A 17,667-nucleotide genomic window follows, 5' to 3' on the forward strand; every position below is an offset into this window, starting at 1 on the left:
GGAGCGGATTTACCAGCGGCTTCGCCGCTGTACTCCGCGGGGCCTTCGGACCTCTGTTCGTCAAGGCGGTCAAGAGCCTGGACAACAGCGTGGTGGCCGACTCCTACCGCAGGGAAGCGTTGATCAACCAGGCGCTCCCGGCAGAGATTCCGGCGCCACGCCTGCAGTGGATTGAGGAGCACGACGGATGGGTCGTTCTCGGCATCGACGCTGTCCCCGGTGGCCGCATGCCCACCACACCGTGGAAGCCTGATGAGCTAACGGCCACCTCTCGACGCGTACAGGATCACAGCAGAGGCACTCTCCACCCCACCCACAGCACTCCAGCATGTGGGCCTCAAGCCGGTGGGTGACGGCGGTGACTTCGCCGACTGGCGCAACCTCGCCCGAGGCGCCACGCCCACGAACGCCCTGCCTTCCTGGGTACCACTCGACCTACTGGACGTGCTGGCCAGCCTGGAAACCGGATGGCGGAAGGCCGTCGCAGGCAATGCCGTCCTCCACCACGACCTACGACAGGACAACGTGCTGATCGATGCGTACGGCGCCGCGTGGATCTGCGACTGGAACTGGCCCTGCCTGGGTGCAAGCTGGTTCGACCTCGTCCTGCTCCTGGCCACCGCCTACGCCGACGGACACGACGCCACCACCCTGTTCACCCAGCACCCCACCGCCCGCGGAGTCGCCGACGAACAACTGGATGCGGCGCTCGCCGCTCTCTCCGGTTTCTTCCTCACCTCCGGCGGACAGCCCGCAGCAGACTGGTCACCGCATCTTCGCCAGCACCAGACGTGGTGTGGAGAGGTCACACTGCGATGGCTGGCCAACCGGCGTGGTTGGGCACTCTGACCTGGGGCCCCACCCGTTCAGTGTTCGACAGACAGGCCGCTCAGCTCAGGCCGAGGGCGATGCTGTCAGGACGCCGCCCGGGATCCACTTGCGCAACACGTCGGGTACCTCCACCGTGCCGTCGGCCCGCTGGTGCTGCTCCAGCAGCGCGGGCACAAGCCCGCTCGTGGCCAGACCTGAGCCGTTCAGCGTGTGGACGAACGTCGACTTCCCCTGTCGGGGCCGGTAGCGGATGTTGCCACGCCTCGCCTGGTAGTCGCGGGCGTTCGACACCGAGCTGACCTCGACGTACGCCTCGATGCTCGGCAGCCACACCTCGACGTCGTACGTCTTGGCCATCGCTGCGCTGGTGTCCCCGGCCGCGAGTTGCGTGATCCGATAGTGCAGGCCCAGTCCCTTTACCAAGTCCTCCGCTCTGGCGAGAAGCTCCTCGTGTGCGGCGTCCGAGGCGTCAGGGCGGGTGAACTGGAACAGCTCGACCTTGTTGAACTGGTGACCGCGCAGGGTCCCCCGCTCAGCCGTGCGATAGCCGCCGGCCTCCTTGCGGTAGCACGGCGTGTACGCCACGTACTTCCGAGGCAGCTCCGACTCGGGCAGCGTCTCGTCCCGGTGCAGATTGACCAACGCTGTCTCCGCGGTCGGTAGCAGGAACCGCTCCGGACCGTGCTCCCCCTGCTCCAAGGCGAAGACCTCGTCCGCAAACTTGGGGAACTGGCCCGCCGTGTACCCGGCCGCGAAGGTCAGGATGTGCGGTGGCAACACGAACTCATAGCCGTCCCGCACATGGGCCTCCAGGAAGTGGTTCAGCAGCGCCCACTCCAGGAGCGCGCCGTCACCCCGGTAGATCCAGAAGCCGCTGCCGCCGAGCTTCGTGCCCCGCTCATAGTCGACCAAGCCCAGAGTTCGAGCGAGCTCCACATGGTCCCTGGGCGTGAAACCGAACTCCGGACGCTGGCCGGCTTCACGAATGACCTCGTTGTTCTCCTTGCCCCCGGCCAGCACGTCCGCGTCGGGTAGGTTCGGCAGCGGATCAAGGAAGACCTGACGCGCCTGCTCCAGTTCGATGAGCCGCGCCTCGACGGCGGTCAGCTGCTCGCCCACGGCCGACGCTTCACCGTGCAGACTTGCCACGCCCTCGCCAACCCGCTGCCGTTTCGCGATCTCGCCCGAGATCCTCTTGCGCTCCCCACGGAGGCGTTCCATCTCAGCCCGCACCTGTCGGTAGTCGTCGTCCAGTCGAAGAAACTCGTCGAGGTCGACGTGGACCGCCCGCTTGGCTAGCGCCTGCTGGACATGGGCTGGGTTCTGGCGAATCAGGGTGACATCGATCATCCTGCCGTGCTCCGTTCGATCAGTCATCATGACGTGATCCCTTGGGAGCGCGGGCGAGAAGGGGCAACTCGCGGTGCCACCGCGCCTTCGCCACCAGCAGATGGTGGCCTCATTCACGACCCGGTCACGGGGGTCAACCGGCGGGGTATTGGACCTTCCCTGAGGCCGTTCCTCCCCGCACTCGGGAGGGGATTCACCTGGGGCGCGAGGCTGCCTTCCCAGCTGCCAGCAGCTCTCTCGGCTCGCGTGATCCCTGGCTACTCGTCTCCGTCAACGCGTTGCCCGGAAGAATAAGTACGCGGCGATCAGGTCCGCAATCGAGAATCGCTTCGGCGGCTCCCGCAGCGTCCAGGCTTCCCCTTTGCTCACGGCCACGGATGCCCAAGACCTCCTCGCCGTTGCTGCCATATCCTCCCCAGGTGGCAACGACCAAGGTTGACTGGGCGTACGAACTGGCTGGTGAGCTGCTGAGTAGCAGCCTCCCGCGCAGGTGGGCACACTCGCAGGGCGTTGCCGCTTGCGCCCAGACGCTGGCGCCGCTGGCCGGTAACAGCGCCGAGGTGCTGGAAGCCGCTGCGGTGCTGCATGACATCGGCTACGCGCCCCCGCTCGCCTCTACCGGATTCCATCCGCTGGACGGAGCACGGTACCTCCGTGACGTGCACGGGGCGGAGGGACGGGTTGTCCGCCTGGTCGCGAACCACTCGTATGCGCTGCTCGAAGCCGCGGAGCGTGGCCTCCGGACTGAGCTGGCCGACGAGTTCCCCCTCCTGGATGATCCGCTCCTCGTGGACGCGCTGGTCTACTGCGACATGACCACGACGCCGGACGGCCGACGGACGACGCCCCATGAGCGGCTGCAGGAGATCTTGGGCCGCTACGGCGAGGACAGCGTGGTCGGGCGTTTCATCCGCCGGGCCGCCCCGCACATCCACGCGAGTGTGGATCGGGTGCGGGCGGCAGCGGTCGAGGCCGGCGTGGAGCTGTAAGTCCGAGCGGTCAGCCGAGGTAGGGGTAAGCCCCGGTCAGGTAGTGGCCGATCTGCTCGTGCATGCTCGGGTGGATGTCGAGCTTGTCCAGGTCGTCCGGGTGAACCCAGCGCACGCCGTCAGCCTCCTCATTGACGGTGGGCTTGCCCCCTACGGGGCGGCCGATATACACGGCCTCGTGCTGCTGCCGGATCTCGCCGTCGGTGTACTCGATGATGTGCTCCGGGTTGGAGTAGACGCCCAGGAAGCCGGTGACCTCCGCGACGATGCCGGTCTCCTCCTCGCACTCGCGGACGGCGCACTGCGCCGGGCTCTCGCCGATGTCCTGGGCTCCTCCGGGCAGAGCCCACTGGCCGGTGTCGCGGCGTCGTTGGAGAAGGATGGCGCCTTCGTCGTTGACCACGAGCAGGTTGCTGGCGGGAATAAGGGTGTTGGCCTTGGGGGCCTTGGGGTCGTGGTAGTACTCGGTCCTGCCCACGGCAGTGCTACTCCTGTCTGTCGGGCGCCCAGGGGCGCGCGGATGCCCACACGGCCTCGAAGCTGTCGCCGTACCGCTGGAACCACTCCCCGCCGTCGGTGTTGCGGAGCTGGAGTAGCGGGTTGGCGCTGGCTGGCTGGCCCCAGATGTGCGGGTTGACCATGACGTGGCCGTCGTAAGGGTGAATATGGACGAACGATGGCACTCCGGTCTGACAATCGTGGCGAGATCGTGGAACGCATCGTCTGGCAGGCAAGATGGCACTGCTGGTGGGGATTACGGGTTCTGTCGCCGCTGTCGTCACATAGTGCTGTCACGGTCCGAACCCCTCAGCGCACCGGCAAACACAGCAGCATGAAGCCCGCCCTTCCCGAAATCGGGGAGGCCGGGCTTCATGCGTCGAATGAAAGACGGACACCGGCGTTCAGCCAGCCGGGTCGCGCAGGAGCCGGTCCCGCGTGCTCGCCGGCAGCACCCGGCGCAGGACCGGTGCGGTAGAGCTGAGCGAGGCGGCGAACGCGGCGACCAGGTCGTGCGGGACGCTGGCTGCGAAGGACGCCGCCCACAGGCACTGCGTGCCCAGCGCGGGCTCGGCCCATGCCTGCCATCCGGCCGGTCCCGCAGCGTCGGCCTCGGCGACCAGGGTGCGCGGGTCGGCGTCCTGGATGAGGGGCGGGACCTCGCCGAGGCTGAGGTGGGAGGTGAAGGTCGGGTCCGTCGCTGCCGCGTGGGGCTGGTCGATGTCGCGGAGCCAGCCGTGGGCGGTGACCGCGTCGAGGACCAGCTCGGGCCCGGCGAAGGACACGGCGGGCTGGTCCCGGGCATCGAGCGCGACGAGGAAGTCGGTGAGGACCTCGCCGGGGACGTCTGGGGTGAAGTAGGCCGACCACTGCGCGAGCGGACTGTTGGTATCGGCGCGGGCGCAGACCTGCCAGGAGATCGGCAGTTCGCCGAGGTGGAACGGCTCGTCCGCCAGGACCCACTGGGCCCACCGGAGGGTGTCGGGGCTGATGTGCAGGACGGTGCTGCGCAGGACCTGACGGTCCTCCGGCGCCTCGTCAGGTTCCTGGCGTCCGCGGACGATCGCAAGGCTCGACCAGCCAAGGCCGGCGAGCGTATCGGCGACGGAGTCGTAGAGGTGTCCGTCGTCCCCGGCCAGGTGCCGGGGACCGACCCAGTATGCGCGCTGGGCGCTGTTGCTGGCCGGCGGATCGAGGGGGATGTCGGGGTTCAGGGGCGCCTCCAAGGGCTCGGTGCGGGTCTACTTGCCGCGTGCGGTGCGGCGTTCCCTGCGAGGGGGTGCCTGGACGGGAGAGTGCCAGGTCAGGGCGACGGCGACCTCGGGCGGCAGATGACCAAGCTGGGCTTCCGGATCCCGGCCTTCGGCGAGGTAGACGACGGGCCGTCCGGTCTCGTCCACGGACTGCACGACCTGCGCCAAGCGGTGTGCCATCGGGAAGAAGGGATTCATGGCCTGGCGTACCGGGGCACTCCGGTCGCAGCCGGACAGCAAGTCGATGAGATCGCCGACAGTCATCTCCGGGGTCGTCACGAACAGCCTCCTGGGGTAGAGGGATACGGGGAGCAGTGGAAACGTTCGGCGGCGGCAGACAGACGACCGCGTGCGGGGCGGGGACTATCTGTCTGTCTCCGCGCTCTCATAGGGGGCGTGAGGTCTCCAGCACGCGCGCCACAGCGGCGGCGACGATGTCGGCCGGCGTCTCGGTGTCGAAGGACATCTGGTAGCCGCGAACCTTGGCGGTGCCGGTGACGGCGATCTTCCATCCCTCGCCGTCCGTGCCGGGACGACCGAGCGGGAACCAGCCGAGGTAGAACCGGCCGTCCTTGGAGCTGACGTGCACGTCCGCACGGTCGTCCACGATGAGGTTGAAGTCCTCAGCGGAGAACTGGTCCATGACGAGCGTGGGCTGTCCAGGACCCAGCTGCCACTCGTGCAGCCGCAGGGCTTCGACAGTGGTGGAGAATCCAGGGCCGACGGGAGCCACGGTCACGGGCAATCACCTCTCTGACCTGGGGTTTCTTGCAAGGTCGTCTACGTTGGCATGCTCTCGCGCACGTTGGCCAGTCTTTCCGCGATCTTTCCTGTCTGCCCCCGGCGAACTGCTGTCTCCTGTCATTCAATCGAGGCGTTTGGCAGCGAACCCAGTCGTGGGGGCTTCCAACGCCGCCACATGCCGACACCACGCCGAAGAGGTCAATGGGAACGGCACCATGTCCTGTCGGCACAGGTCTTGTCAGTGGCACCTCATACACTCCGCTGATGCGACAGCCAAGGATGATGAGCACCCTGGCCCTGGCCCTCCCAGACACCAGAGCTCACGGGTACGGCGTCTGCAAGGTCGCCCGCAGATCCAGTAGATCAACGGCACCATGCGCCAGAAGCGCTTCCGTGAGGTGGGACGGTCTCCGTTACGGATCTCGGAGAGGGTTCCACTATCGTCCGTGTCAACAGGGGGATTAGAGCTGTGCCTTCCGCTACTGGCTTGACTGACTTGCGCGAGCAGTGGATCCAGAAGATCTGCACGAGGATCGCCACCTCCAGCGGCCGCCACCCGTTGCTAGATCCGGCGCGAATCGTCGGCGACACGAACGATCTGAATCTGATACGGGCCCTTCTGGTTCTGCAGATCGCCGTCTTGGACGCGCGTGGCCGATCTACCGCGCACATCACCGGACTCCTGGCCGAGCACCCGGTCTTCGCCGATCCCAAGCCCGACACAGATCAGTTCGCCAGCCTGGTCAAGCATGTCCGCCAGCGTGTGGAATACGACGGAGTAACGGGTTCCGTCCTGCTGTTCGGCCTCGGCCTACGTGCCGGGGAGTTGGAAAGCGCGTACGCCCTTCTCCTGGACCCCTGGTTCCGTCGGCGTTCCCGCGCGGCCACCACTGCCCAGGTAGTCAGAGACCTGGCCCGGCACTGGGGCGTGGAAGCCTCTCGCACCGTAGAAGCTGCGGTGCCTCGCTCACTCGCACCCCTGGAGGCGTGCTCCGACACCATCTGGTCCCGGCTGAAAACGGAGCCCGACCCTCGTGTCCAGCATGTCGTGTCACGTGTCCTATTTGGGAAAGGCAACGAGGCTCAAGAGCTATGGATGAAGCAGTTTCCAGCCCGCGGTGTCAGGCATCTCTGGGAGCTGGGCTCACAAGCGGCCAGCTGCACCGCAGCTAGAGGGTACTTTCGCGAGGCGATCCGCCACCCCAAGCTGAACTATGCTCAGCGGTCGGTCCTCACTCGCGCCTTGGACGTGGTCGATGAGCAACTCGAGGCGCTCGTAGAAGCGATAGGTTGCCTTAGCGCCACCGAGCGCGACCTGCTACGGCCCCGTACACAGCAGGAACGCTTCCAGGACGCCTGCATCCTGACCTTCCTGAACCGGTCGCTCCACTTCCGAGACAGCTACCCCGTTAGCTCCTGTGTCCCCGACGCCCAGGCGGTACACGGCACATACGGCCCTCTGCCCTGGTGGAACATCATCGTACGAACCGGGGAGGAGACGGAGGCCGCCCGCGCCGCACTCAGCGAGGGAGTGTTGCCCCTCGGTTTCGAGAGGGATCCCGGACACGCGAGTCGACTTCTGCTCATCTGCCGCAAGCCCAGAACGAAGTCCCTGGGTATGCGCGCTCACTTCGTCTTCGACCTGGACAACCCAGCCCACGCCTGCGAGCTGCTCCTCATAGCGAAGAGCTCCGGCGTTCCCATCGACCTCTATGCCGAATCACACAACGAGCAAGACGAATGGGACATCGAGTCCACCCACCTGGGCACGCTGTACGCGCCCATCGGCCCGGAACTCGCTGGCCTGGTCACGGAAGGGGCCATCGAAGCACTGACACGATCCTTGCCGGGCGCCCGTGACAGTGACCTCGACGAGCATGAGGGGATTGAGCCGCTCGTGGAGGCGTTGCGGCGTCTGCCTCCCGCGGGGGTCCAGCACTTCTCCTCGGGACGGCACATCACCGCATCGTCCCATCGCGACCTCGAAGGCGGGTTCGTAGCGCTGAAGGCCGACCCGCCGGTGGAGCTCTCTGGATTCTCCAGGGGCACCAAGAAGCGCCAGCAATCCAGCGGCTCGCGGGAGACGCGCACCAGGACTCCCCTGCCTCCCCCTCGGACGACTGGATTCGTGTACGTCCAGCGGAATCCTGCCTTCCCGGACATGCTTAAGATCGGCTACTCGGACCGGCTCGCAGAGGACCGCGCGAAGGAGCTGTACGGCACATCGGTCCCCTTCCCTTACGAGGTGCTTTTCAGGGCTCTCTCGTCCCGCCCTGAAGACGTGGAACGGGCTGTCCATCGCCTCCTCACTGCCCAACGGGTCAACGCAGACAGGGAATTCTTCCGCGTCACCCTTGAGACGGCTATCGAGGCGATCCGCCATTGCCAGGGTGAGGCAACCGGGATCACCACCTGGGAGCCGACACCTGTCATTCATCGCCTGCGCGCGGACGACCGAGTCGTCCTGCCACTGAGAGCCGGGCAGTTGTTCGCGCTCACGGCATACCCCCATCTGCTCAGTTCGTCCGCCGAGGTCCTCGACTTCTGGCAGGCCCACGCGGACGGTGATCTACTGGAAATTCACGCCACGCGCGACCCCGGGCATGTGGCCGGCATCAGCGACAACGATCCCGGTGCATTCGAGGACCCCGTTCCATTCCTCAATAGGGAAAAAACCGCACGGAACGGCATGCTCCACGGTCGGGAACGCCTGGTCGCCGGCGACCGGCTGCTCTGGTTCTCGGACGAAGAGGGGTCGACCGACGCCCGCGGCGTCGTCTTCGAAGCGGACGCCTTCTGCCAGGTCACCTACCGGACGGCAGCCATCCGACGGGGCCCGCTGGGAATTCCTCTCCTGCTGAACGACCTTGACCGGGACATCCCCGACGCCATGGGAACACTCATTAGGGACGTCCTCGCACTAGACCCACCGCGTAGCTGGGCGCCCCGGAATCCTCAAGAAGAAGACGGGTGGGCGGTAGCGGCCACGGATCCCCAGCCGCCCGAGCGCTGGCTCCCCCAACTCGAACGACGACACAGGAACGTGCGCCGAGACCGATCCTGAACACCGTGAGGCACAGGAGCCAGCTCGACGTGACCAAATCCCAGCGTATGCACTGAATTCCTGTCAGATCCCAAGCAGGCTCGGCAAGTTCTTTTGCCAACCGATCCGGGTCGGCGCAGGTCAGCGGGACTCCAGCGACTAACGTCACCCCAAGGACAAACTGCCGTCCGTCGACGACGAATCCTCCCTCTGAGATGTGTGATCAGCTGTTCGGCGTCGAAGACAACAGCAGGCCCCCGGATGCACTTCCCCGGGGACCTGCTGACGGTGGTGATCTATGGCTAGTTGGTCTGGCTGTTGTTGTCGGGCTCGGACTCGGCAGCCGTACGACGGCGCACAGCGACCACGGTGACGGCGCCGGCGATGACGAGGAGCCCCGCGCCTGCGGCGATCCAAGGCGCAGCGTCGGCACCGGTGTGGGCGAGGGAGCCTGTCGGGGTCGGTGGCGAGGAGTCGCCGACCGGGACTGCGGCTGCGGTGGACGAGGAGTCAGCATCCGGGGTGCCGGTGCCCGGCGCGGAGGGCTTGGCCCCGCCGGTCCCATTGCCCGGCGTGTCCGCAGGGGTGGACTTGCCGGTGGGCTTGTGCGTCGGTTTGTCCGAGAGGTGGGGCTTCGGGCTGGTGGCGGTCTTGGTGTTGGTGACGGTCACAGTCACAGGGGCGCCGGGGCCCGCTGTGAACGTCTTGGACGGCTTGTAGAGGTCGTATCCGGCGGGTGCCTTGACCTGCTTGACCCAGAACTCCGTGTTCCGGCTGGACACCGGCAGTTCCCCGGAGGCCGTGCCCTTGTCCCCGGTCGTCAGGGTGAGCAGCGTTGAGGTGCCGGTGCCGATGTTCACCGTTGCGCCGGGCAGGAGTGTGCCGGTCTTGTCGTCCTTGGCCTGCAGCAGCACCTTGGCGACCTTGAACGAGTCCGTGATCGTCAGCCGCGTGGTCGCGCCGGGAGTGACGATGACGTCCTGGTCGGCGACAACCTCGTGGAGCGGGCTTCCGGAGGCCGTCTCCTTGAGCCGGTAGACGCCCGGCGCGAGGTCAGGGAAGGTCAGCTTCCCCTGCGCGTCGGTTGTCCCGCGCCCGGCCTCCTGGCCGGCTGAGTCGAGCAGCAGGAACGCGGCGCCGGGGAGCACATCTCCGGCCGCGTCCCTGGTGGTGATCTCAACGCTGCCCGCGTCCGGGGCCGGTGTGTCGGCAGCGGCGGCCGAGGCGGAGGGGTTCGGATCGGAGGGTTGGGCGTTCGCGGCCGGCGCCCAGGTGAGGGTGCCGGTCACCGCGGCGGCGACGGCGGCGGATCGGACGGCGCCACGGATGAAACGAGCGTGCACGAGGAAGGGGACTCCTTGATCAGTTGGTGGAAGGTCGGTCACCGCACGGGGATTCAGCGGGTGCGGGCCCCGCTGCGGGTGGCCGAAGGGACGGTCGCCCGGTGCGCGGAACGGCCGGCAGCGCGGCTGGGCGTGGACGCGGCCCAGGCGCCGGGGAACCAGACGGCGGTGTACTGCTCGATGGCGTCGCGCAGCCCGGTGGTGACGGCTCCCTCCCACGGTGGCCGGCCGGGGTGGCGGTAGGTGCTGAACGTGCCGTACTGCTTGGTGTGCGGCCGGGTGTTGTTGGCTTCGTCGCGGCGGTGGAAGGTGCCGTGATCGAGGAAGCTGAGGGCGACCGCGTCGATTTCACCGCGGTCCGGGTGGATGACCGCCACGCGAAGACCGCCGTAGGTGTCCGCGTGGATGGTGGCGGTGAAGTCGATTCGCAGCCGCAGCGGTGCGCCCGGGACCGGAGCGGCGAAGTAGGTGGCGCCTACGACGGCGTAGTCGAAGGGAAGGCACAGCTCGGCGAAGAACTCGGCGGCGTGCAGGGACAAGAGGAATCTCCGGTCGGGGACGGGCCGGCTTCATCGGCGCGGGCCGGGCAGGGCCTGCCGGCTGGTGGTGCTCCAGCGCGGGACGCTGGCCGCAGGGAGCGCTGCCGGACGGCGGGATGCGGCAGCCCGCTGCACGTCAAGCGGGGTTGGGGCCGGCGGCTGTGGCGGGATGATGGGGGTGAGCTGGGCCATGCCCTCGATGTAGCTGAGGGTGTCCTGACGCCACCGGGGCAGCGGGGTCGGATCGGCGACGCACCGGATGACTGCGGTGAGCAGGGCGACGGGGGTGTCGGTGCTGGCCGTCGCGTACCAGACGGGCCGGTCGATGGACTTGCCCGCCCACAGCTGCCAGCGGGCGTCACGGGTAGTCAGCTCGGCTTCCCGATCGAGGTCCCCGGTGGTGAACTCCAGACCGGCGAGGCCGTCCGGGGCCTGGACGGCGAACACGCCCCAGCGGGGACGGTCGATCTCCCATCCCTGCTGCAGGAGAGGCACGACGGCGAGGAAGGGATCGTGCTCGTCGATCCCGGTGACCGGCCTGGCGAGGAAGGCGTCCGGCCCATGCTCGTAGGCGGTGGCGAGCGCGGTGGTGAACGCCTGGACGAACTCGGTGGGGACGCGGTCGTTGAAACACACGCCCCATGTCGGCGATCCGAATGGATCCTTGTAGGCGTTGATGCGCCAGAGTCCGTCGTCCTCGCCTTCGGGCAGGTAGCCAAGGCGCACGCGCCGGTCGGGGGCATTGACGTACACGTTGCCGAGGTCGTCGTGCTGGATGTCCCAGCCATGGTCGAGGAGCGGGGCGAGGGCCAGGTCGCCGGTACTGGTACTGCTGGCGAGACGGCGCGGTGAGACGAAGACGTCTCCGTCGAGCGCGTGAAGGTCGTCGTGGAGGGACACGGGTTCCTGAGTGGCGGCGGGGCGGATGGGTCAATCAGCGGGCAGCAAAGCTGCTCGGAGGGCGTCGGTGGAGCCGGTGTAGTGCAGCCTGCGCAGGCCCAAGCGGGCGGCGGCCTGGCAGTTGTCGGGGCGGTCGTCCACGAACAGCACGCGTCGTGGATCACGGACCCCGGTGGCGTGCAGCGCCTGCTGGTAGGTGGCCGGGGCAGGCTTGCACAGCTGCAGGCGGGCCGAGTAGAGCGCCTGGGTCATCATGCGGCGCCAGTCGTGGGTGTCGAGCACGGTACTGAGGTGGGCGGGTGCGTTGGACAACAGCACCATCGGCAGTCCGGTGGCATGGGCGCGGCGCAGGACGGACACGACGCTGGCGTCGGTCGCGGTCCACATGTCGGTGTCTGCGGCCAGGAGTTCGCGCAGCAGGCGGGGGCCGGGGTGGGCGCCGAGGACGCGGGCCCAGTACGCCAGGTCGCTGAGCTGGCCGGCGTCATAGAGGTCGCGGGCGTTCCAGAAGGCGCGCTGGAATGCTGCGAGATCGTCTTCGGGCCAGGAAGCAGTACGGGCAAGCCGTAGCCACTGGGCGCGGGAGGGCTGCAGGCCGATGACTCCGTTGTAGTCAAGGATGACGGCGTCAGGGCCGGTGAGGCGGGTCAAGGGGCGGTGTTCTCCAGGGCTCGGCGGGTGAGGGCGGCGAGAGCGGCTGCGAGGAGGGCGGGCAGCAGCAGGGCCGTAGGCAAGGTGGTGGCGCTGGCGAGGGCGCCGATGACTGCAGGGCCGGCGAGGAGGCCGAGGTAGCCGGTGACGGAGACCGTGGCGACGGCCCTCGGGCCGTGTCGGTCGGCGGCGGTGATCAGCGAGGGGACGGTGCCGGACAGGCCGAGCCCGAAGACCGCCCAGCCGGCCAGCGCCGCAGGCACGCTGTCGGCGAGGACCCCGGTGGCCAGTCCGACGGCGGCGAGCGCCGCGCCAGTACGAACCAGGGCAGGCGCGCCGATGGCGGAAGTGAGCCGGTCGCCGGTCAGCCGGCCGATCGCCATGCCTGTGCTGTAGAGGGCGAACGCTGTCGCGCTGAGGGCGGTTGTGGCGTGCAGCGTGTGCAGGTGCACTGCGGCCCAGTCGGCTGCCGCCCCCTCCCCCAGCAGGCTCGCAGCCGCCAGCGCACCCAACAGCCACACACCTCCCGTCGGGCCCCGGCCGACCGCTTCTGGGCCGGGGAACTTGGGCTGGTCGGCGCCGCTGAGCGCCAGGGTGCGCGGACCGGCCACGAGCACGGTCGCGGTCAACGCGAGGCCGGTCGCCAGGAACAGGGTGCTGTGGGCTGTTCGGGCAGTGACGGCGGCCAGGGCGGCACCGCCCAGGGCGCCGATCGTGTACGCGGCGTGCAGGGAGGACATGACCGGTCGGCCAGCGGCGTTCTGGCAGCGGACTGCTGCGGTGTTGGCGGCGACGTCCAGGACACCGTGCGCGGCACCGAAAGCAATCGCCGCCGCGAGTAGCGAGGTCAGCGTCCGGCACTGCCCCAGCACGGCGAGGGCTGCTGCCAGCGCGACAGCTCCGCCGATCAGGAGCAGGGGAAGGCGGTCGGGCCGGGCGAGTCGGCCGCCGGCCTGCAGTCCGGCGACCATGCCGACAGCGGCGGCGAGCAGGACGAGAGACAGGCCGGCGGTGGTGAGGTGGGCGGCTTGCTGGACGGCTGGCATCCGGGCGCCCCAGACCGCCATCACCACGCCCAGGCCGAGGAAGTAACCGGTCAGCAGGACACGGCTGCGGCGAACGGAAGCGTTGGCGCGGCTCATGCGGGGCGGCCACCCGGAACAGTCTCGTCGGCTGCGCGGGGCGCCAGGTCGACCTGGAGACGGCGAACAGCCTGCTGGGCGCGGGCCTGTGCGAGGTCCGCGGTGGGCGCGGTGGTGATCAGGTAGCCGATGCGCGCGGTGAACATGTTGCCGCCGTCGGCCGGCAGGAGCAGTTGGTCACCGACCTGGTGCTGGAAGTGCACGCGTTCCAGCCAGCGCGGGCTGACGCCGTCGAATCCGAGGCGGAGCAGGGTGCCGGAGGTGTCGGGGTAGAGCAGCTGGATCGCGGCGGCCGAGGACCGGGTCGGGGTGAGGTCGGGGGCACGGCCGCAGGCGATGTCGGCGGCGGTGCGCGGCAGGTCGATGCCGGTGGCGAGCTGGACGAGATGGCCGATCATGTCACCGGCGATCCGGCCGTTGACCTCGACCAGCCGCGGCCGGCCGTCGACCAGCCGCATCTCGACATGGGAGACGCCGTCGGTGATTCCCAGGGCGTGGATCGCGGCGCGTGCCGCCGGTGCGACCACGTCGAGCAGTGGGTCGGCGGCGTCGACCGAGTGGGCCAGTTCCTCGAAATACGGCGGGGCGCTGACCGTCTTGCGGGTGACGGCCACCACGGTGGTCTCACCGCCGTAGGTGACACACTCGGCCGACACCTCGGGTCCGTCGAGATACTCCTCCACCAGCACGCTCGTGGACTCGAGTCCCAGCCCGGCCGCCTGGTCGGCGAACGCGAAGGCGGCGGTGAGCTGTTCGGGGGTGTCGGCGCGGATCACCCCGATGCTGGCCGCGTGCGCGGCGGGCTTCAGCACGACCGGGTAGCCGATCCGCTCGGCCGCCACCTGGGCCTCGGCACGCGTGCGCACGCTCACCGAGGCTGCCGACGGAACCCCGTGCCGGGCGAACAACGTACGGGAGGTGGCTTTGTTGCGGCATGCCTGCATGGCTTCCGGGGCAGTGGTGGGCAGGCCGAGCTGGCGGGCGAGGCGGGCGACCGGGACGAGGTACCACTCGGTCCAGGTGAACACGCCGGCAAGGTCGTAGCGGTCGGCCAGGTCCCGGCCGGCGGCGGACAGCGCCGCCTGGTCGGTCGGATCGGACACGACCACGCAGTCCCGCAGGTACGGCGTCTCCCACGAGGGCTCTTCGCCGGTGATCAGGACGACGTCGTAGACGGCGGCCACGGACTGAAGGCAGTACCCGCGGTACGCCTCGGCCTCCATGTCGGATGCGGCGACGACCAGGACGACAGGACGGTCGGGCAAGAACAGGCTCCTCAGAATCTAAAGAGGGGGCAGGGACATGTGGACGGCGGCCCTCTGCGGCGCAGGGCCGCTGAGTGTCCGGCGAGCAGCCGCCGCGAGCGGGGCCGGCGGAGCAGAGCGGCGAAGTCGGTGCCGGCCGAGGATGCTTAGGCGGGAGGAAACCGAGAGCTGTCAGTCGGCACGACGGCGGCGCAACTCGAACGCCGCAGCCCAGTGCGGGTTTTCGCTGATCAGCCGACGGGCGTAGAGGGCGGTGAAGTTGTTGTTCAGCCCGGCGACCCCGTACGGGAGTTGGCGGCGCAGGTCCTCGAAGAGGTCCTTCACGCCGACGCGTGTGGCGCCGGAGGCCAGACGGCGGGCGGCCATGCGTTCCAGGGCCCGGTAGACGTTCGGGTTGTGGGCGTCGAAAGCGTGGAACTGCTCGGTGATGGTGCGACCGGTCGCGCGGTGCGATCCGAGGGCGGCGATAGACATGAAGTTCTCCACAGGCTGAGGACGCAGCAGGGTCAGGTGCGCAGGACGGGATCGGTGCGAAGGCGGGTGAAGGAGCAGAACAGGCCGATGGCCTGCAGGGCGGCGCATGCGGTGATGACGTGTCCCAGTGCGTCGGGCGGGGTGAGCGCGGTGAGTACGCCGGCGACGGGGAAGGGCAGCAGGAGGATGAGGATGGTCGCCGACAGGGTGCTGCCGAACTTCTCCGGAGGGATCAGGCGGGAGCGCAGGGTGCGCAGGACGACCGTCATGCCTCCTTCGCCCGCCATGAGGACCGCGACTAGGACGAGGTAGGACCGGTAGTCGGGGGCCTGGGCGGCGGCGAGACAGCCGAGTGAGGCGAGGGCGGCGCAGGCGGCGCCGACCGGCCACAGACCGAGGCGGTCGATCGCAAACCGGCAGAATGTGACGCTGAGGAGCGTCGCTGCGGCAGCGGCGGACCAGACGAGGCCGACGGCGGTGGTGGACTGCCCGAAGTGCTTGACGACGATCACGGGGCCGGCCGCTTGGAGAAGGCCGGTGGCCAGGTTGGACAGGGTCAGCCCGGTCACCAGCCAGCCGAGCGCGGGCAGCGAGCGGATGGTGCGCCACCCGGTGAGCAGTCCGGCGCCGGACTGCCCCTTCGGCGCGCGGGCCGGTGCCACGGGCGAGGGCGGGGTGCGCAGGGCGAGCATGGCAGCCAGCAGGGAGAGCACGCTGATCATTGCGAGCATCGGCGGCGGCCCGGCGAGCAGGAGCACTGCGGCGAACGCCGGCCCGGCCAGGGTTGCGGTCTGGTCGATGCCAAGCAGGACGGCCTGGACACGGTGGGCCCGCCGTCCTGCTCGCCGTCCGGCGGCGGCGCCCGCGGTCTCGGCCGCGATATAGCTGAACTCGGTGAGCACGCCGGTCGTCGCCGCCAGCACCATCACGGTCGCGCCCGCCACGGTGCCGGACGGGTGGAGGTGGAGCAGGACCGCGCCAGCGGCGAGGGCCAGCGCCCTCCCCAGGGAGGCAAGGTGGAAGACCACCGAGGCACCGCGCCGGTCAACGACCGAGCCGGCCCACCCGAACGCGGCCAGCCGCGGAATCCACTCCAGGGCGAAGGCGGCGCCCGTCAGCGCAGCGGATCGCGTCGTGGCTAGGACAAGCAGCGGGATGCCGTAGGTGGACATCGCGAACGCCAACGCGTCCGCCGTGCGCGGCAGGTAGATGCTGCGCATCAGCCCGCCGGTGTGGCGTGCGTGCCGCGGTGTGACCGCTGCGCTCACGCGACCGGCTCAGGCTCGGGCACCCTGGCCACCTGGGGGTTGTCGGCCAGCCACTGGATCAGGAGGGTGCGGGGACGGGCCAGCCCCGCCTCGGCACCGTCGCCGGTCAGCGGAGAGAGAGCGTCGGCGCGCTCGGTGGAGAGCGACGGTGCCAACAGGTCGAGGACGTGCCGGATACGGCGGCTGAACTCGCAGACGGGGGCCGGGACGGCGTGACGCCGGGCCCAGCGAGCCATCGCGTCATACAGGTCGGCCAACTCCGCTCCTGCCTCGGTAAGTTCGAGACCGGAGCCGGGTGCGATCCGGACGAGGCCGTGGGCGCGGGCCGTGTCGGAGGCGCTTCGCAGTTGGTGCGTGGAGAGGTCGGGCAGGGTGCCGGCCAGCCGTCGCGGCGGTATGGCGCCGTTGTCGTCGATCTCGGTGACCAGGCGGATCAAGGAGCGCGAGGCGAGAAGTTCGACGGCGTGGCGTACTTCGGCAGGGGTGAAGGGGGTGCTCATCGGCGCGGGCCTCCCGCCGGGATGGCTGCCTTCGGGCGGGCGGTCGTACCGTGCGAGAAGAGATCGCGGTGGTGCCACGCCGGAGAGGATGCGGTCGTGCGAGCGGGTGGGAGCGCCGCGGGGGTCGGCCGTGGCTGGCTGCTGAGCCACGGCCTCGGCGCGGGCTTCGCCTGCGGGTGTCCCCAGACCGGGTGTTGGGCCGCCTGGTCGAGGCTCTGCCCGGCGGACCAGGCGGACAGGGCGCCGAGCACGGGGCCAAGGCCGTCACCGGCTGCGGACAGCCGGTAGGGCTGGCCGATGCCGTCGGTGTCGACCAGGCCGTCGGCGACGAGCTGCCGCAGCGGCGGATAAATGTTGGTCCAGTCGCTGCTGGGCATCACGATCCGGGCCAGAGCCCGGCCGCTGACCTCCTGTCGGGACTTGAGCACCCACAGGATGGCGGCGGCGTGGCGCCGGGTGAGCAGGGTGAGGCCGTCCTCGATCTGCTCGATCGCGGGCAGCGGACCGTCCGCCTTCTCCAGGTGTTCCTCGGCCCAGGTGACGATCACCGGCAGGACCGGCAGCAGGGCCGCGCCACGTTCGGTGTGGCGGTAGCTCACGTGCCGTGCGGTGTGTTCGGTGCGTTCGACGAGTCCGGCGTCGCACAGAGACTTGAGCTTGGGGTGGAGCTGGCCGTTCTGCAGCCAGGACACCTTGGCCGCCAGCTCGCTGTAGCGCAGCGGCGGGCCGGAGAGGGCCAGGAGGATCCTCACGTTCCAGCGTGGGGTGATCATGGCGAGGGCCTCGGTTACCCGGGCGATGTCGGCGTCGGTGTCAGGGGGCAGAGCGGTGATGGCCAAGGGAGGAACTCCTGGGTGAAGGAAAGAGAGAGATCGCC

19 protein-coding genes are annotated in these 17,667 nt (G+C 69.1%); 3 read left to right on the forward strand and 16 right to left on the reverse strand.

Annotated features, from left to right (window positions below):
• Positions 1-330 precede the first annotated feature (330 nt).
• Positions 331-849, forward strand: a complete 519-nt coding sequence (locus tag ACIP94_RS14320; protein WP_402424437.1) for a hypothetical protein — start codon at positions 331-333, stop codon at positions 847-849.
• A 45-nt stretch (positions 850-894) separates the two neighbouring features.
• Here ACIP94_RS14320 and serS read toward each other — a convergent pair whose 3' ends face one another.
• Positions 895-2,211, reverse strand: a complete 1,317-nt coding sequence (gene serS / locus ACIP94_RS14325; RefSeq protein WP_402424440.1) for a serine--tRNA ligase — start codon at positions 2,209-2,211, stop codon at positions 895-897.
• A gap of 347 nt (positions 2,212-2,558) precedes the next feature.
• Here serS and ACIP94_RS14330 point away from each other — a divergent pair, with 347 nt between their 5' ends.
• A complete protein-coding gene (locus tag ACIP94_RS14330) occupies positions 2,559-3,170 on the forward strand; it encodes an HD domain-containing protein (protein WP_386360055.1) in 612 nt (203 codons plus the stop codon).
• A gap of 10 nt (positions 3,171-3,180) precedes the next feature.
• Here the strand turns inward: ACIP94_RS14330 and ACIP94_RS14335 are convergent, their stop codons facing one another.
• The 5 genes from ACIP94_RS14335 to ACIP94_RS14355 form a co-directional block, all read right to left on the reverse strand.
• Positions 3,181-3,648, reverse strand: coding sequence for an NUDIX hydrolase (locus tag ACIP94_RS14335; protein WP_402424443.1), 468 nt, complete (start codon positions 3,646-3,648; stop codon positions 3,181-3,183).
• A 7-nt stretch (positions 3,649-3,655) separates the two neighbouring features.
• Positions 3,656-3,811 carry a hypothetical protein gene (locus ACIP94_RS14340; RefSeq protein ID WP_402424446.1) on the reverse strand — a complete coding sequence of 52 codons (156 nt, stop codon included), beginning with the start codon at positions 3,809-3,811 and terminating at the stop codon, positions 3,656-3,658.
• A 261-nt stretch (positions 3,812-4,072) separates the two neighbouring features.
• Positions 4,073-4,894: a DUF317 domain-containing protein gene (locus ACIP94_RS14345; protein WP_402424449.1), complete on the reverse strand. Its 822-nt coding sequence runs from the start codon at positions 4,892-4,894 to the stop codon at positions 4,073-4,075.
• Positions 4,895-4,909: 15 nt separating this feature from the next.
• Complete coding sequence (locus ACIP94_RS14350; protein ID WP_402424452.1) at positions 4,910-5,200, reverse strand: hypothetical protein; 291 nt, start codon at positions 5,198-5,200, stop codon at positions 4,910-4,912.
• Between the two features lie 106 nt (positions 5,201-5,306).
• Positions 5,307-5,660 (reverse strand): DUF317 domain-containing protein, encoded by a 354-nt coding sequence (locus tag ACIP94_RS14355; RefSeq protein ID WP_073947923.1) that lies wholly within the window; start codon positions 5,658-5,660, stop codon positions 5,307-5,309.
• 492 nt (positions 5,661-6,152) lie between these two features.
• On the opposite strand from ACIP94_RS14355, the gene ACIP94_RS14360 reads away from it, so the two are divergent.
• Positions 6,153-8,729 (forward strand): GIY-YIG nuclease family protein, encoded by a 2,577-nt coding sequence (locus ACIP94_RS14360; protein WP_402424456.1) that lies wholly within the window; start codon positions 6,153-6,155, stop codon positions 8,727-8,729.
• Positions 8,730-9,010: 281 nt separating this feature from the next.
• Here the strand turns inward: ACIP94_RS14360 and ACIP94_RS14365 are convergent, their stop codons facing one another.
• From ACIP94_RS14365 to ACIP94_RS14410, 10 genes are all read right to left on the reverse strand, one after another.
• Positions 9,011-10,051 (reverse strand): SpaA isopeptide-forming pilin-related protein, encoded by a 1,041-nt coding sequence (locus ACIP94_RS14365; protein ID WP_402424459.1) that lies wholly within the window; start codon positions 10,049-10,051, stop codon positions 9,011-9,013.
• Positions 10,052-10,104: 53 nt separating this feature from the next.
• Entirely contained in the window at positions 10,105-10,590 is a 486-nt protein-coding gene (locus tag ACIP94_RS14370) for a hypothetical protein (RefSeq protein WP_402424461.1), read from the reverse strand.
• A gap of 30 nt (positions 10,591-10,620) precedes the next feature.
• Positions 10,621-11,490: a DUF317 domain-containing protein gene (locus ACIP94_RS14375; protein ID WP_402424463.1), complete on the reverse strand. Its 870-nt coding sequence runs from the start codon at positions 11,488-11,490 to the stop codon at positions 10,621-10,623.
• A gap of 30 nt (positions 11,491-11,520) precedes the next feature.
• Positions 11,521-12,141 (reverse strand): HAD-IA family hydrolase, encoded by a 621-nt coding sequence (locus ACIP94_RS14380; RefSeq protein WP_402424466.1) that lies wholly within the window; start codon positions 12,139-12,141, stop codon positions 11,521-11,523.
• Positions 12,138-13,283, reverse strand: a complete 1,146-nt coding sequence (locus ACIP94_RS14385) for an MFS transporter (RefSeq protein WP_402424469.1) — start codon at positions 13,281-13,283, stop codon at positions 12,138-12,140. The genes ACIP94_RS14380 and ACIP94_RS14385 overlap by 4 nt, the downstream gene beginning before the upstream one ends.
• On the reverse strand, positions 13,280-14,506 hold the full coding sequence (locus ACIP94_RS14390) for an ATP-grasp domain-containing protein (RefSeq protein ID WP_402424951.1): 1,227 nt from the start codon (positions 14,504-14,506) through the stop codon (positions 13,280-13,282). The genes ACIP94_RS14385 and ACIP94_RS14390 overlap by 4 nt, the downstream gene beginning before the upstream one ends.
• Positions 14,507-14,719: 213 nt before the next feature.
• Positions 14,720-15,022, reverse strand: coding sequence for a hypothetical protein (locus tag ACIP94_RS14395; RefSeq protein ID WP_040896681.1), 303 nt, complete (start codon positions 15,020-15,022; stop codon positions 14,720-14,722).
• 32 nt (positions 15,023-15,054) lie between these two features.
• Positions 15,055-16,290, reverse strand: coding sequence for an MFS transporter (locus tag ACIP94_RS14400; RefSeq protein WP_402424472.1), 1,236 nt, complete (start codon positions 16,288-16,290; stop codon positions 15,055-15,057).
• Positions 16,287-16,790, reverse strand: a complete 504-nt coding sequence (locus ACIP94_RS14405) for a regulator (RefSeq protein ID WP_334540751.1) — start codon at positions 16,788-16,790, stop codon at positions 16,287-16,289. Before ACIP94_RS14405 ends, ACIP94_RS14400 begins: the two co-directional genes overlap by 4 nt.
• Positions 16,787-17,629: a winged helix-turn-helix transcriptional regulator gene (locus ACIP94_RS14410; protein ID WP_189925663.1), complete on the reverse strand. Its 843-nt coding sequence runs from the start codon at positions 17,627-17,629 to the stop codon at positions 16,787-16,789. Before ACIP94_RS14410 ends, ACIP94_RS14405 begins: the two co-directional genes overlap by 4 nt.
• Positions 17,630-17,667 lie beyond the last annotated feature (38 nt).

Source organism: Streptomyces sp. NPDC093261, assembly GCF_044753645.1.
Lineage (GTDB): Bacteria > Actinomycetota > Actinomycetes > Streptomycetales > Streptomycetaceae > Streptomyces.

Coding starts and splice junctions, on each gene's coding strand:
- ACIP94_RS14395 (WP_040896681.1), bottom strand. CDS start 15,022: ATGTCTATCGCCGCCCTCGGATCGCACCGCGCGACCGGTCGCACCATC.
- ACIP94_RS14390 (WP_402424951.1), bottom strand. CDS start 14,506: ATGGAGGCCGAGGCGTACCGCGGGTACTGCCTTCAGTCCGTGGCCGCC.
- ACIP94_RS14405 (WP_334540751.1), bottom strand. CDS start 16,790: ATGAGCACCCCCTTCACCCCTGCCGAAGTACGCCACGCCGTCGAACTT.
- ACIP94_RS14385 (WP_402424469.1), bottom strand. CDS start 13,283: ATGAGCCGCGCCAACGCTTCCGTTCGCCGCAGCCGTGTCCTGCTGACC.
- ACIP94_RS14340 (WP_402424446.1), bottom strand. CDS start 3,811: ATGGTCAACCCGCACATCTGGGGCCAGCCAGCCAGCGCCAACCCGCTA.
- ACIP94_RS14330 (WP_386360055.1), top strand. CDS start 2,559: ATGCCCAAGACCTCCTCGCCGTTGCTGCCATATCCTCCCCAGGTGGCA.
- serS (WP_402424440.1), bottom strand. CDS start 2,211: ATGATGACTGATCGAACGGAGCACGGCAGGATGATCGATGTCACCCTG.